Annotated in this window: 13 protein-coding genes; 7 read left to right on the plus strand and 6 right to left on the minus strand. The window is 37.0% G+C overall.

Annotated elements, in window-relative coordinates:
• Nucleotides 1-7 precede the first annotated feature (7 nt).
• Nucleotides 8-361: a four helix bundle protein gene (locus tag HZR84_09500; GenBank protein ID QNL22161.1), complete on the minus strand. Its 354-nt coding sequence runs from the start codon at nucleotides 359-361 to the stop codon at nucleotides 8-10.
• A gap of 102 nt (nucleotides 362-463) precedes the next feature.
• Entirely contained in the window at nucleotides 464-1,210 is a 747-nt protein-coding gene (gene fabG, locus HZR84_09505; GenBank protein QNL22162.1) for a 3-oxoacyl-[acyl-carrier-protein] reductase, read from the minus strand.
• Between the two features lie 172 nt (nucleotides 1,211-1,382).
• Here fabG and lpdA point away from each other — a divergent pair, with 172 nt between their 5' ends.
• Nucleotides 1,383-2,777 (plus strand): dihydrolipoyl dehydrogenase, encoded by a 1,395-nt coding sequence (gene lpdA / locus HZR84_09510; GenBank protein ID QNL22163.1) that lies wholly within the window; start codon nucleotides 1,383-1,385, stop codon nucleotides 2,775-2,777.
• A 153-nt stretch (nucleotides 2,778-2,930) separates the two neighbouring features.
• Here lpdA and HZR84_09515 read toward each other — a convergent pair whose 3' ends face one another.
• Nucleotides 2,931-3,365, minus strand: a complete 435-nt coding sequence (locus HZR84_09515) for a hypothetical protein (protein ID QNL22164.1) — start codon at nucleotides 3,363-3,365, stop codon at nucleotides 2,931-2,933.
• A 159-nt stretch (nucleotides 3,366-3,524) separates the two neighbouring features.
• Here HZR84_09515 and HZR84_09520 point away from each other — a divergent pair, with 159 nt between their 5' ends.
• The 3 genes from HZR84_09520 to atpC all read left to right on the plus strand — a co-directional run bounded on the left by HZR84_09520 (nucleotide 3,525) and on the right by atpC (nucleotide 6,550).
• Entirely contained in the window at nucleotides 3,525-4,703 is a 1,179-nt protein-coding gene (locus HZR84_09520) for a HAMP domain-containing histidine kinase (protein QNL23234.1), read from the plus strand.
• A 94-nt stretch (nucleotides 4,704-4,797) separates the two neighbouring features.
• The gene (locus HZR84_09525; protein QNL22165.1) at nucleotides 4,798-6,300 is read left to right on the plus strand and encodes a F0F1 ATP synthase subunit beta; all 1,503 of its coding nucleotides are present in this window, start codon (nucleotides 4,798-4,800) and stop codon (nucleotides 6,298-6,300) included.
• 1 nt (nucleotide 6,301) lies between these two features.
• Nucleotides 6,302-6,550 (plus strand): ATP synthase F1 subunit epsilon, encoded by a 249-nt coding sequence (atpC, locus tag HZR84_09530; GenBank protein QNL22166.1) that lies wholly within the window; start codon nucleotides 6,302-6,304, stop codon nucleotides 6,548-6,550.
• Between the two features lie 18 nt (nucleotides 6,551-6,568).
• Here the strand turns inward: atpC and crcB are convergent, their stop codons facing one another.
• The gene (gene crcB / locus HZR84_09535) at nucleotides 6,569-6,937 is read right to left on the minus strand and encodes a fluoride efflux transporter CrcB (protein QNL22167.1); all 369 of its coding nucleotides are present in this window, start codon (nucleotides 6,935-6,937) and stop codon (nucleotides 6,569-6,571) included.
• Between the two features lie 92 nt (nucleotides 6,938-7,029).
• Here crcB and HZR84_09540 point away from each other — a divergent pair, with 92 nt between their 5' ends.
• The 3 genes from HZR84_09540 (at nucleotide 7,030) to HZR84_09550 (ending at nucleotide 10,270) form a co-directional block, all read left to right on the plus strand.
• Entirely contained in the window at nucleotides 7,030-8,076 is a 1,047-nt protein-coding gene (locus HZR84_09540) for a hypothetical protein (protein ID QNL22168.1), read from the plus strand.
• Complete coding sequence (locus tag HZR84_09545; protein ID QNL22169.1) at nucleotides 8,073-9,488, plus strand: hypothetical protein; 1,416 nt, start codon at nucleotides 8,073-8,075, stop codon at nucleotides 9,486-9,488. The genes HZR84_09540 and HZR84_09545 overlap by 4 nt, the downstream gene beginning before the upstream one ends.
• A gap of 323 nt (nucleotides 9,489-9,811) precedes the next feature.
• A complete protein-coding gene (locus tag HZR84_09550; protein ID QNL22170.1) occupies nucleotides 9,812-10,270 on the plus strand; it encodes a hypothetical protein in 459 nt (152 codons plus the stop codon).
• A 35-nt stretch (nucleotides 10,271-10,305) separates the two neighbouring features.
• Here the strand turns inward: HZR84_09550 and HZR84_09555 are convergent, their stop codons facing one another.
• Together HZR84_09555 and HZR84_09560 are read right to left on the minus strand one after the other, a co-directional pair.
• A complete protein-coding gene (locus HZR84_09555; protein ID QNL22171.1) occupies nucleotides 10,306-10,932 on the minus strand; it encodes a response regulator transcription factor in 627 nt (208 codons plus the stop codon).
• Nucleotides 10,933-10,934: 2 nt separating this feature from the next.
• Nucleotides 10,935-14,084, minus strand: coding sequence for a hypothetical protein (locus HZR84_09560; GenBank protein QNL22172.1), 3,150 nt, complete (start codon nucleotides 14,082-14,084; stop codon nucleotides 10,935-10,937).
• Nucleotides 14,085-14,161 lie beyond the last annotated feature (77 nt).

The raw sequence follows: 14,161 nt of genomic DNA on the forward strand, positions 1-14,161 counted from the left end.
TTCAAAATTACTTTTTGTTTTTAGAGGAAAGTATAATACTACATAGCAGTTTGATAATATCTTGGTTAAGCAAACTAAGTTCCTTGTAATCTTTTTGGGAAATTTTCCGACTTTCAACTAATAGGTGCAACCAATACTCTGTTTCATAAGCTTCCTTTAATGAAATGGAAAGTTTATGTATAAAATCAGCCCGACTTTCAGCATGTTTGGATTCAGAGATATTTGCTCCAATTGAAGTCCCTGACCTGAGAAGCTGTTTACTTAAGACAAATTCTTTGTGACAATTAAGAACATCACAAAGTGAAATTATCTTAAGTGCGAATTCAGTGGACTTATCTTTTACAATGTTTTGCGTCGCCATAATGGCGCAATATCATTATTAAAATGATCAGATAAGGGCGTCCATTCGTATAGACCAGTTAAAAATTCGTGGAGAACAATTTTGAACTTTGAATTTTGAATTCTAAGTCAACATTCCCCCATCAACCTGCAATACCTGTCCGCTGATATAGGATGACATATCTGAAGCAAGAAACACACAGGCATTCGCTACATCATCAGGAGTTCCCCCGCGTTTTAGAGGAATGGCATTTTTCCATTCATCTACCATTTTTGGATCAATGGCATCGGTCATTTCCGTTTCAATAAATCCCGGAGCGATAGCGTTACATCGAATTCCGCGAGAACCTAGCTCAAGTGCTACTGATTTTGTAAAACCGATGATTCCCGCTTTAGAGGCAGCATAGTTGGCCTGTCCGGCATTTCCTTTAATTCCTACTACTGAAGTAATATTTATAATAGAGCCACCGCGCTGTTTCATTAATTGTCGGGTAGCCGCTTTTACGGTATTAAAACACGATTTAAGATTCACCCGAATGACATCATCCCACATCTCTTCGTTCATGCGCATGAGAAGGTTGTCTTTGGTAATACCGGCATTGTTTACCAAAATGTCAAGCGAACCGAATTCTTCAATGACACCATTAATTAATGCTTCTGCCGCACCAAAATCAGCAGCATCTGACTTGTACCCTTTGGCTTTTATACCATGTTTGGAAAGTGCAGCTTCCAGTTCTTTTGCTTTTTCTTCACTCGAGCGAAAGGTAAATGCAACATTGGCTCCTGCTTCTGCCATTGCCATGGCGATTCCACTTCCTATGCCTCTTGATGCACCCGTTACGAGCGCTGTTTTATCTTGTAGTAGTTTCATGTGATTTCAAACTTTGGGCTAAATTATAAAAAACATTAGATAGCATTGAATTTGATTAATTGGAAAAATCAATTCAAAAATGAATTTCATAATTGAAAATACAATTCCTAATTATTAATTGATTCTTACCTTTGCCCCCTCAAATTGATATTCATTATTATACATTATAGATATGGCGAGTAAATACGATCTTATTGTTCTGGGCAGTGGACCCGGTGGATATGTAGCAGCAATCAGGGCTTCTCAGCTTGGTATGAAAGTAGCAATTGTTGAAAAAGAAAGTTTAGGAGGCATCTGTCTCAACTGGGGTTGTATTCCTACGAAAGCACTTTTAAAAAGCGCCAATGTATTTGAATACATTCAGCATTCTCAGGATTACGGTATAAAGGTTGGGTCGTCTTCAGTTGATTTTAAAGGTATGATTGGAAGAAGTCGAGGTGTTGCTGATGGCATGAGCAAGGGTGTTCAGTTTCTTATGAAAAAGAACAAGATCGATGTCATAATGGGCTTTGGTAAATTGCTTAAAGGTAAGAAAGTCGAAGTCACGGATGACAAAAAGAAAAAGACCTCTTACGAAGCCAAGAATATAATTATTGCTACAGGTGGCAGAGCCAAAGAATTGCCTAACCTTAAAATCGATGGTAAGAAAGTGATAGAGTACAGAAAGGCGATGTCAATGGATACACAGCCAAAATCAATGGTAGTGGTAGGTTCCGGAGCTATTGGTGTCGAATTTGCCTATTTCTATAATTCCATTGGGACAAAAGTTACTGTTGTGGAATATCTGGACAGAATTGTGCCAAATGAGGATGAAGAAGTATCAAAGCAGCTGGAGCGAATATATAAAAAAGCCGGCATGGAAATTATGACTAGTGCGGAAGTGACCGGTGTAGACACCAAAGGAAAAGGTTGCAAGGTTTCAGTCAAAACCAAAAAAGGCGACCAGACAATCGAATGCGATGTAGTTCTTTCTGCTGTAGGTGTTGCTACAAACCTTGAAGGCATAGGTCTGGAAGAGGTGGGGATAAAACATGAAAAAGGCCATATCGCTGTTGATGATTATTATAAAACTTCTGTAGATGGATATTATGCCATTGGTGATATTGTAAAAGGGCCTGCTCTAGCTCATGTGGCTTCGGCTGAAGGCATCACCTGCGTTGAGAAAATTGCAGGCCACAGTCCTGAACCGATAGATTATAATAACATACCGGGATGTACCTATTGTAGTCCTGAAATTGCTTCTGTAGGTTATACTGAAAAAGCCGCCAAAGAAGCCGGTTATGAAATCAAGGTAGGTAAATTTCCTTTTTCCGCTTCAGGAAAGGCAAGTGCAGCCGGTGCTAAAGACGGATTCGTAAAAGTAATTTACGATGCGAAATACGGGGAGTGGTTAGGTGCGCATATGATCGGTGCCAATGTGACGGAAATGATTGCTGAAGTTGTTGCTGCCAGAAAATTGGAGACTACAGGCCATGAGATTTTAAAAACGATTCACCCTCATCCGACTATGTCTGAAGCGGTTATGGAAGCTACCGCTGCTGCTTACGATGAAGTGATCCACCTTTAGAAACTAGGACTGATTAATTAAGAATGGAGAATTGAGCCAGCTTATTATGGTTTAATTCTCCTTTTAATTGTCTTAGGAATTATTGAATTTAATTATGTTTAATGTTAACTATCAAAAACAAACTCCAAACTCTAAACTTTCAACTCTAACCTCTTAAATTTCTTTCCCTTCTTTTTTCAGTTTCTTTTTGACTTTGTTTAATTGTTTTTCGCCAATGTAATCCTCAATTTGCCTTTCGAGATTGATAAAGGTTCCTTTTTTTACCCGGTGATAAGAAACCAAAATGATATTGGACATCGTGTGAGCTTCGCTGATTCCCCTTTCTTCAAAAAAATAATACAGGTCAGAATCACCGTCGTTTAAGCCCCAATGACTGCGGATATAGGCACCAACACTTAAATTGTATGCATGCGCCAAATCTTCTTCTTTATGGCGAATAAAATTATACTGATCTGTTTTCGTTAAGTGTTCATCGAGTGCAATCATGCATTCTTTGAGATTTTTCGGAACTTTACCGGTGCTTTGAGCACTTAGATTTGAAAATTGGACAAAAGTCAGGATTAGAAGTATTAATAACTTTTTCATCATTTAAATTTGAATACCACTTTTACTAACAAGAAGGGTGCCACAATAGCATATTTCGAATTGTAATTTTAAAGTTTCAATTCATTCAAAATTGCACTATAAATATATCGAATTTAATAAATATTTGATAATGACTTTTAATTATTGGCCTCAATGATGAGAATGGATCTTTATAGAAACAAATCAAATATCAAAGTATTAATACTTGTAATTGCACTTATCATAGGCGCTACATCATTGACTTACACCAACTTTCTGGTAACTAAATTAGAAGAAAGAGAAAAGAAAATCATTGATCTCTATGCCAAAGCTTTGGAATATGTGGCCAATGCCGATCTGGATGAAAATATAAATTTTATAACATCTGAGATCGTCGAAGTAAACAATTCAATTCCAGTAATTCTTACGGATGAAAATGGAATTCCAAGCAGCTCAGCCAATTCCAGAAATATCATTTTTCCAAAAAATGCCTCCGAAGAAAGGAAAATAGAAATCCTTAAGAAGGAAATAGAGATAATGAAGGAAGAAAAAGAACCCATTCCTGTTGAAGCTTATGGCGTGACTCAGTTTATCTATTATAGAAATTCAAACCTGATATTTCAATTAAAATGGTATCCATACGTTCAGCTAACCATTATTGGAATATTCGGCGCATTAGCCTACCTGGTGTTTTCTGTAACGAGAAGAAATGAACAAAATCGTGTCTGGGTTGGAATGGCTAAAGAAACTGCGCATCAATTGGGAACACCACTGTCCTCACTCATGGCCTGGCTGGAATACTTCAGGTCAAATGAACATATAAAAAATGATCCCGCATTAAATGAGATTGAAAAAGACATTCAAAGATTGGAAATGATTACCATGCGTTTTTCAAGCATAGGTTCAGTTCCAAAACTGGATCCCTATGATATGGAAGAGGTCGTCAACAATGTCGTTGACTATTTGAAAATACGTCTGAGTTCAAAGGTGTCTTTTGAAGTAATAAGCGATTTGCCAAAGGGCACCAAAGTAAAACTCAATTATTCACTTTTTCATTGGGTAATAGAAAATATTTGTAAAAATGCGGTCGACGCTATGGAGGGCTCAGGAGGCTTGACACTTCATATGGCAATTTCGTCAAATAATCAGGTTTTTCTTGACATCTCTGATACCGGAAAAGGAATACCAAAAAGTGATATAAAAGAAATTTTCAGACCGGGTTATACCACTAAAAAACGCGGATGGGGTTTGGGACTAACATTAGCCCATAGAATCATAGAGGAGTATCATAGCGGTAGAATATTCATAAAAAATTCAGAGATAAATAAAGGCACTACTTTCAGAATTATTTTGAGTGCGTAAAAAGCTATTCAGAATCGTTTTTACCTTTGGATTATTGAATATAAAACTTAGTTTTGCACTCTAATTTTGTAACACGTCCAAATACCACGATCTAATGTCAAATAAAGGTAAAATTGTTCAGGTTATCGGGCCCGTAGTTGATGTGGCTTTTGAAGGGGAAAATAAACTTCCAAATATTCTAGATGCTCTGGAAGTAAAAAAAGAAGACGGAACGCTCGTTATTCTTGAAGTTCAAACTCATTTGGGTGAAGATACGGTTCGAACCATCGCAATGGATGCAACCGAAGGAATGCGAAGAGGAATGGAAGTCACGGATAAAGGGAAACCTATTGCAATGCCTCGTGGCGAAGCGATAAAAGGTAGACTTTTTAACGTGGTAGGTGATGCGATTGATGGTATCGGTCCTGTTAGCAAAGAAAATGGTCTTCCGATTCACAGAGATGCACCAAAATTTGAAGATCTCTCAACTTCAACCGAAGTTTTATATACCGGAATTAAAGTAATCGACCTGATCGAGCCCTATGCCAAAGGAGGTAAAATTGGTTTATTCGGAGGTGCGGGTGTTGGTAAAACGGTACTTATCCAGGAGTTGATCAACAACATTGCAAAAGCCTATTCGGGTCTTTCTGTATTTGCCGGTGTCGGTGAAAGAACAAGAGAAGGAAATGACCTTCTTAGAGAAATGATTGAATCGGGTATTGTTACTTATGGCGATGAATTTAAAGAATCCATGGAAAGCGGAGGATGGGATTTATCAAAAGTGGATAATGAAAAACTCAAGGATTCAAAGGCAACCTTCGTTTTTGGTCAGATGAACGAACCTCCCGGTGCACGTGCCAGAGTGGCACTATCAGGTTTGACAATTGCAGAACATTTCCGCGACGGGGATGGAGATGAAAAAGGGAAAGACATACTTTTCTTTATTGACAATATTTTCCGATTTACTCAGGCGGGATCGGAAGTATCCGCACTTTTAGGTAGAATGCCATCTGCGGTGGGTTATCAACCAACTCTGGCAACTGAAATGGGTGCCATGCAGGAAAGAATTACATCAACAAAGAGAGGTTCTATTACTTCGGTACAGGCTGTTTACGTGCCAGCAGATGACCTTACTGACCCTGCACCTGCTACGACTTTTGCCCACCTTGATGCTACAACTGTATTATCAAGGAAAATCGCAGAATTAGGTATTTATCCGGCGGTGGATCCATTGGATTCAACATCGAGAATTATGTCCAGAGATATTTTGGGTGACGATCATTATGACACTGCACAAAGAGTAAAAAATATTCTACAGAGATATAAGGAATTGCAAGACATTATTGCGATCCTTGGGATGGATGAATTGTCAGATGAAGATAAGTCTGTAGTACACAGAGCAAGACGTGTTCAAAGATTCCTTTCGCAACCATTTCATGTTGCAGAGCAATTTACCGGGCTCAAAGGGGTGTTTGTTGATATAAAAGAAACGATAAGAGGATTTAATGAAATTCTTGATGGTAAGCACGATCATCTTCCCGAAGCTGCATTTAACCTGAAAGGATCAATTGAAGAAGCGGTAGAAGCAGGCGAAAAAATGCTAGCTGAAGCAAAATAACATGTACATAGAAATACTAACACCGGAGGATAAATTATTTGAGGGAACAGCCAGTTCGGCTAAGTTTCCAGGTTCTTCAGGCTCATTTGAAGTGTTGGAAAATCACGCTCCACTTATAAGCAGTCTTGACGATGGAATTGTAACGGTTCGATCGCAAAAAGGTGAATTGAATTTCAGAGTAGATGGTGGCGTAGTAGAAGTACTAAAAAATAAGGTCACCGTCCTGCTGGAAAAAGCGACAGAAATCTAATCAATGCCCTGGATTATTTCAGGGCTTTGTTAAAAGATAAGCAGTTGAAGCTGCCAAAATCCCTCCAATTAAACTTGCCGCTATATATGCGCTTGCCATGAGGAAATCTCCCTGTTTTAGCAAAAAGTAATTTTCATAAGAAAAGGTAGAAAAAGTAGTAAAACCACCACAGAAACCCGCGCTGGCCAATAATATCAAGTCCTGGTTAAGTGAAGGTTCTTTTTCATTGAAAGTTATTAAAAAACCCAGAAGCAAAGAACCGGCTATATTCACGATAAAAGTAGGCCAAGGAAAGCCCGATGAACCCAGGGTATAAAAAGTAATACTCAAATAATAGCGGAAGACACTCCCCAGTCCCCCACCTATAAAAACCAATAATAGCTTCACATATCAAGGTTATGAAAATGAATGTAATTCATCAAATTACTTTGTTATTGTCATATCAAAATTATTACATTTGATTTCCTTTAAATGATAAAATGTTGAAAGGTTGGCATGAATTAGCATTGTTAGTATTGGTATTCTGTACCGTTCTCTCATGTAATTTTAATCCTGATGGAGTAAATCCACCAAGTTGGAAATCTAGTTTTATTGGGCCTTTGGCTAATTCAAAAATCACATTAGAAGACCTTTTGGATTTTGATTCACTGGGGTTTAATTATGAGGTTTCGGCTTCGGAATTGTCCAATCAAATTCCTCCGGGAGGTGCTACTTTTCCCCTATTTCCTCCTTTTTCAGTGCCATCTTTACCCCCAGATACTTTTGATATTGCCGAAGGATTTCAATATGCCATTTTTGATTCCGGAGAAATTGTTTTTGAGTTTATAAATAACCTGCCTATTACACTTAACTCCGGACAAATAATAAGCGTTTACAGCGTAGTCGGTCCTAACAGGAATCAATTGGGAGATAAAATTTTTGATTTCACATTGGAAGATAATCTTGAAGCAGGAGGTCGCGCGACAACCATTTACTCTGATTTCACCGGCCTGGTGGTTTCTTCGCGATTAATAATTCAAATTGATACGGTCAGCTCCCCGGGGAGTACCACGCCTGTAACCTTCGACTCCGAAAGCGGTTTTGAACTGACATTCTTTTTTAGAAATATTAAAGTTCGCGAAGTTGGGGTATCCGCCGGTAATTCCTTTGTACTGGGCGATACTACACCATTTACTTTTAGTTCAGGTACCATCCCCTCAACACTTGAGTCGGGCATATTGAAATTGCGAATGAGAAATGGAATTCCACTAAATATAGATCTAAACCTTGATCTGTATGATGAGAACATGGATCGATTGGGCAGTTTTATTGAAGCAGGCCAGAATATTATAAGCGCATCTGATACCTCGACGATCACCGTGGTTGTGGATGAGAATAACCTGGACTTATTAAACAATACTAGTTTTCTTGTTTCTTCTGTACTATTGGAAGATCAGGCGGTTCAGGGAGATACCGTGATTATCAATTCTGATTCCCTGGTGAGAGCAAAAATTATTGGAGAAGTAGATGTAGACTTGGTCAAATGAAAATAAGATTTACGATACTATTTGCGATTCTAACACCTTTGCTATTATCTGCGCAACACAATATCGGCACCACCTATTGCGAACATAATGATCTTAATGCATCGAGATATCAACCCTCTGAACTGGATTTTGGCGATAAAAAATTTCAGATAGGCTTTAATTACGATTTTTTCATTGGCAACAGGAGCATTGATTATGCGGAATTAAATGCCGCATTTAATGATGATCAATTAACGCAGGAAGACATTCAAACCATTGTGAATGAATCAGATGAAATAAATCAAATTGGTCTTGGGCAAAACTACCAGGTTATCGGACTCGGATACCAGTTAAGAACCCGTTCCGGAAAAAAATATGATATAGCATTTACAATTGTCGATAAATTTTCTGCCACACTTCAGCTTTCGAGAAATTTTTTAAAACTGGCACTTGAAGGCAATAATTCATCCTTTTTCAGAGGTCAGCGTGTGAGTATGGGGGAGACCAAATTGAGTGCGCTATACACCAGGGCCTATGCCTTTAATATTGCTATGCCTGTTTTTTTTAAAGACAATGATCATAAAGTCAGGATAGGAATCCGGCCAAAGTTTATTCAAGGCATGGCCGGTGTCAATCCGGAGTCTTCCGAAGTGTTTTTAACCACTGAACAGAACGGTGAATTTATTCAGATGGATTTTAATTATAATTATCAAACTTCCGGAATTCAAAATTTTGATCCCTTCAAGGCAAATGGGGTAGGTTGGGGCCTGGATTTTGGTGTTACCGGGTTTATTTCTGAGCACTTTGAAGTTGCGGCAAGTGTATTAAATCTTGGATCGGTTACATTTAATAATAATGTCAAGACTTATTCAAAAGAAGGCAGCCACCGCTTTGAAGGCATCTTTATACCTAATCTTTTGGGCGCTTCACCCGCCAACTTGGATTTTGAAGAAGAATCCAGCATCTATAATCCTGTAGTCACTGAGGACGAATCATTTTCAATGGGCCTTGGTGCCAGAATTGGTTTGGAATTACAATATAAAACACCCGAAAAGCCCAGAACAAGAAGAGCCATGACTATGGCAAGAAGTATAAAAAAAGGTAAGGAAAGACAAGCAAAGCAAAAAGAATACGAAGGGAACATTTCAAATACCATATACTTCACATACATCCAGGGGCTGGATGAACAACCTGGCAATACCACAAGGCCATTTGTTTCTGTTGGATATATGCATGATTTCCACGATTATTTTGATATTGGTGTTTCGGCCGCTTATGGTGGATTTAACAATTTAGCCTTGGGAGCATTTTTCGCTGTAAATATTGCCCACCATGTAAAATTTGGACTGAGCTCTGATAATATAAGTGCTTTAATTGTACCAAAAACAGCCACCGGCTTTGACATAGCGACTAATTTTTCCGTTTCTTTCTAAAAAAAAACCCCGAAGCGTAAACTGCGGGGCTCTAAGATTTGGGGGTGTGTTATTGGAGACCTTTCAAATCCAATAAGGGAACGAAGACTATCCCCGCCTTCCTTCACTGACACCCCCTCAAAATCTTGGGTCAATTATTAAATCACTAAATGGTTTTACCCTTTTGGTAATTCTAAAGTAGTAAAAATCAGGTCTGGGTAAATAACCCTTTTTGGGGGATTTTTAAATTTTTAATTCTTAAATGGCTTAAAACGAGACTTGTCATTTTGAATTTTGTCAATAAATGGACAAATGAAACATGAATTATTTATCACTTTTATAGTATGAGAATCGCAATAATCTTTTTTTCATTTCTAATTATTTTATTCTCTTGCAAAGATTCCCAGGACGAAGTGATGGATCCCGGTTTAATCATTGAAGCACCTGATGACAAAATGGAAATTGAAGAAATTCTGGCTGGGACATCTTCGCGGGCATGGGTAAGTCAAAATTTTAATTTAGAAATATATGGTTCAATAGAATGCAGATCGGATGATATCTTTACTTTTTTCACAGATGGAACATTTGAATACGATGGTGGTTCGATGCTTTGCGGAGATTCTGACAATTCGCAGATTGTTACAGGAACCTGGGAAGTAGATTTAAATAATAATCGTATTGTATTCGATAAAGGCCTGGACACTGAGACAATCGCCAACTATATCACTGTGAAGGAAGATGTATTAAGAGTAATGGGTTCATGGAACAGTCTTAGTATTGATGCCAGCTATATCAGACAGTAAAACGACCATCAAAACCTGGTGCTTAAGTTCTAAAATCAGATCAACTTATTCTTTAAAGCCTTTTCAATTGCTTCTGCCTTTGAGTGTACCTCCAATTTCAGGTAAATATTTTTTATGTGGGTTCTTATCGTTTCTTTATTTACAAATAACTCATCGGCAATAGTGCTATAGCTCTTACCTTTCGAAAGTAATTCGAGTACTTCTGTTTCCCTGGCGGTCAAAGGGGAATGCAGATTTCTTTGAAATGAATTAACCACTTTTCTGGCAATTTGAGTACTCATTGGTGCACCTCCATGATGAGCATCTTTTATAGCATCCAAAAGTTTTTCCGGTGGGGTATTTTTAGTCATGTAACCGGTGGCACCTGAACACAAAGCATCAAAAATAAGGTCATCGTCTTCGTGTACAGTTATAACAATTACATTAAGTCTTGGAAATAATCTTCTGATTTTTTTGATCCCCTCGATTCCTGACATACCCGGCAATTCAATATCTACTAGCATAACATCCAGATCATGATTTTCAATGTCCTTGAGTGCGCTTTCACAACTTCCGTAACTTACAATACACTCATAATCATCCGAAGCATTAATTAGTAAAGTAAAACCCTCCCTAATCAAATTATCATCCTCAATCATGCCTACTTTTATTTTGCTACTCATCGCTATGCAGTTTTAAGATTTTTAGTAATTATTGTATTTGGTTTTAATCGGATTAGTGTTCCTTTTGGGACATTTGATTCCACACTAAGTTCAGCCGCTATTTTTCTCGCTCGCTTTTTCATATTCTGGAGTCCATTTCCGAGATTGTTTTCTGAATGCTGAATGCCAATACCATCATCACTTAATGTTACCATGGGAATGGTGCTGTCTTGAACCTTATTAAAACTTAGCTCGATATTTTTTGCATTCGAATGCTTTACAGAATTATTAATTGCCTCTTTAAATATTAGTACCAGATGTCTGGCAAAATCAGTGGTCAGAATATTTTCCTTCAAAGACTCTTCTATACCCGAGACAACAAAATTCACCTCGGTCTCCAGGGTCATTTCATCACCGAAATCCTTCAAACGAATGGCCAATTCGTAAACTGAATTATTATCGGGATTGATGGTCCAGATAAAATCCCTTGTGCCATTGTATAGTTTTTGCGATTGTTGTCCAATTGAGTGAACCACGCCCCTTATGTCTTCGGACTGTTCTTTTAATCGTTGTTTCAATATTTCTGTCAAGACATTGATCCTTGTTAAATAATGACCCATTTCATCGTGAAAATCTGCAGCAGCTTTTCTTCTTACCTTTTCATTCAAATCATTTTGCATCTTTTCAATTTTCAGTACATAACTGATCTTGTCATTAAGCTTTTTGCGATAAACAAGATAGATCAAAACAGATATCATCAAAATGACTGAAATAAAAAATTCAGCCATCTGCCAAAAAGGAGGAGTAATCGAAAACTGCAATTGGGAACAATGTTCATTCCAAATACCATTGTTATTTGATCCACGAACCATTAGTGTATAATTGCCGGGTTGTAGTTGGGAGAAAGAAACTCTCCGTTGATTTCCCAATTGTATCCAGTCTTTGTCAAGACCTTCCAATTTATAGGCATATTCATTTTTTCGCGGATTAGTGAAATCGAGGGCTACAAATTCAACTGTGAAATTGTTTTCATCGTTTTTAAAACTCAATTCAGGATTATCAAGCAAGTCTCTGAACGAATATATTTCTTTACCAAACCGCTTCACAGAAGTTATATGAACTTTGGGTAAATGTAAATTCACAATAATATCTTCGGGATAGAATTGAGTAACTCCTGCGATACTACCAAACATAATTTTCCCATCATTTTTCTGATGGAAAGCCCCGATATTAAACTCATTACTTAAGATTCCATCACCTTTTACGAAACTTTTAAATTCTTCGGTTTCGGGATTAAAAGTAATAATACCCATATTTGAACTCATCCATAAATCATTCTTTGTATCGCTATAAATTGAATACAAAAATTCATTCGGCAATCCCTGTTCATAGCCATAATATTTAAATATGGCTTTTTGATTTTCAAATCTAAGTTGATTTAATCCATGAGCTGTAGCAATCCAATAATTGCCATTAGAGTCCTCATGAACATGATTAATATCGTTAGAACAAATGCCATTTGGATTCAATGGATTGTGAAAAAAATGTCCGAATTCATATTTCCCGTTTTTATTAGATATTCTGTGCAATCCGCCAAATGTTGAAAGCCAAAGATTTCCATGGCTGTCTTCATAGATATTTTTTATAGTGAATACATTTTTATCATAAAAATCTTCGGGTAGGTAAATAAACTCTTCAAATATTTCTTTTTCAGGCAACCATTGATACAAGCCTTCCCTTGTAGCAATCCAAAGTATACCATTGCCGGATAAATGAATATCGTAAATGTAATTCGAATACAATCCGAATTCATTTGAATTGTCCATGTTATAAAATTCTATTGAAGCTTTCTCAAGGTTTCTAAGGTCAGTGTTGTATATATCTATTTTACCCAGTCCATCAACCGTTCCTACCCAAATATTACCATGGTCATCTTCTTCGAAGGCCCTAACTTTTGTATTGCTTATATTATTTAGAGGGCTGTTGCTTTTTTGATAATTGTAAAATTCGTTTGTTTTGGAATTTTGAATGCTGATTCCTTTTCTGGTTCCGTACCAATTATATCCTTTCTGATCAGTATATACCGAAAAAACTGCCGAATTGATAAGGCCTTTCAAATCATTAGCTCTTTGGGCAATATTTTGAAAATTTCGACCCGATAATGAAAGTTTTTTAACACCGTCAATATCTGTTCCTATCCAAAGAATTTTTTCATCTGAAGATTGATAAAAGGTGGTGTAAGTAATTTCACTTTGAAAATTATTACGGATATAATCTTCACTGATAAGATTGAAATTGGTATTTGTTCCGGTTTTTCTTGACAATAATTTACCATCTAATGTTCCTACCCATATATTGCCCTCGATATCCTGATTAATGAATTTTATACCATGGGAAAAATCTCCGGGAGAATAAGGATTTAACTTAAAATTAAAATCTGAGATTGCTTCCTTTGAAATAAAAAGACTTCTGTTACAACCTACCCATAGTCGATTTAGAGAATCGATAAAGACACTTTTCACATTAAAACTTCTCTGAAATTGTTTTTCAAAAGGGTTGATCAGATTAAAGGTGAACGAGTTATCGGACTCTAATTTCAATCCGATCATGCCCATATCTGTGCCAATTAAATAATTACCATTTTTAATTTCAGTAATGGTAGATATGAAATTTGAGCTTCCCGGAAGATGTTTGTTTTGGAAAAAGAATTGTTCAATTATATAATCAGTATTTCCTGAAGCGCGAATCAGATTTAATCCAAATTCAGTGGCCACCCATATATTTCCCTGACTGTCTTCAATAATTTGATTGATGGCATTATTACTGATACTATTTTCTTTCAGGGGATCAAATTTGAAATTAAGAAAGCTTTCATCTTCGGGGATAAATAAATTTAAACCACCACCGTTTGTTCCTATCCAAAGCCTGCCTTTACTGTCATTGAGAATATTTGATATAAAATTGGATGAAAGACTTGTGGTGTCAAAAGCCTTGTGCTTGTACACTTTAAAATTGTGCCCGTCGTACCTGTTAAGTCCATCCCAGGTACCAAACCACATAAATCCGAATTGATCTTTAGTAATAGCGTTAACCTGATTTTGAGACATACCTTCTTCAATTCCCAAATGATCAAATGTATATATTTGAGCCTTGGACTGAATGGACAGTAGCACAAATGCAAATATTAACGTGCGCAAATACATATTTTAAAATTAGCAAATACCTGGTGCAAATTGCTCACCCAATATGG

Source organism: Hyphobacterium sp. CCMP332, assembly GCA_014323545.1.
Taxonomy (GTDB): domain Bacteria; phylum Bacteroidota; class Bacteroidia; order Cytophagales; family CCMP332; genus CCMP332.

Bases quoted from the DNA above. Each gene is read 5' to 3' on its own strand.
- HZR84_09545 (QNL22169.1), top strand. From the start codon at position 8,073: ATGAAAATAAGATTTACGATACTATTTGCGATTCTAACACCTTTGCTA.
- lpdA (QNL22163.1), top strand. From the start codon at position 1,383: ATGGCGAGTAAATACGATCTTATTGTTCTGGGCAGTGGACCCGGTGGA.
- HZR84_09525 (QNL22165.1), top strand. From the start codon at position 4,798: ATGTCAAATAAAGGTAAAATTGTTCAGGTTATCGGGCCCGTAGTTGAT.
- HZR84_09540 (QNL22168.1), top strand. From the start codon at position 7,030: ATGTTGAAAGGTTGGCATGAATTAGCATTGTTAGTATTGGTATTCTGT.
- HZR84_09500 (QNL22161.1), bottom strand. From the start codon at position 361: ATGGCGACGCAAAACATTGTAAAAGATAAGTCCACTGAATTCGCACTT.
- fabG (QNL22162.1), bottom strand. From the start codon at position 1,210: ATGAAACTACTACAAGATAAAACAGCGCTCGTAACGGGTGCATCAAGA.
- HZR84_09515 (QNL22164.1), bottom strand. From the start codon at position 3,365: ATGATGAAAAAGTTATTAATACTTCTAATCCTGACTTTTGTCCAATTT.
- HZR84_09555 (QNL22171.1), bottom strand. From the start codon at position 10,932: ATGAGTAGCAAAATAAAAGTAGGCATGATTGAGGATGATAATTTGATT.
- atpC (QNL22166.1), top strand. From the start codon at position 6,302: ATGTACATAGAAATACTAACACCGGAGGATAAATTATTTGAGGGAACA.
- HZR84_09520 (QNL23234.1), top strand. From the start codon at position 3,525: ATGGATCTTTATAGAAACAAATCAAATATCAAAGTATTAATACTTGTA.
- HZR84_09550 (QNL22170.1), top strand. From the start codon at position 9,812: ATGAGAATCGCAATAATCTTTTTTTCATTTCTAATTATTTTATTCTCT.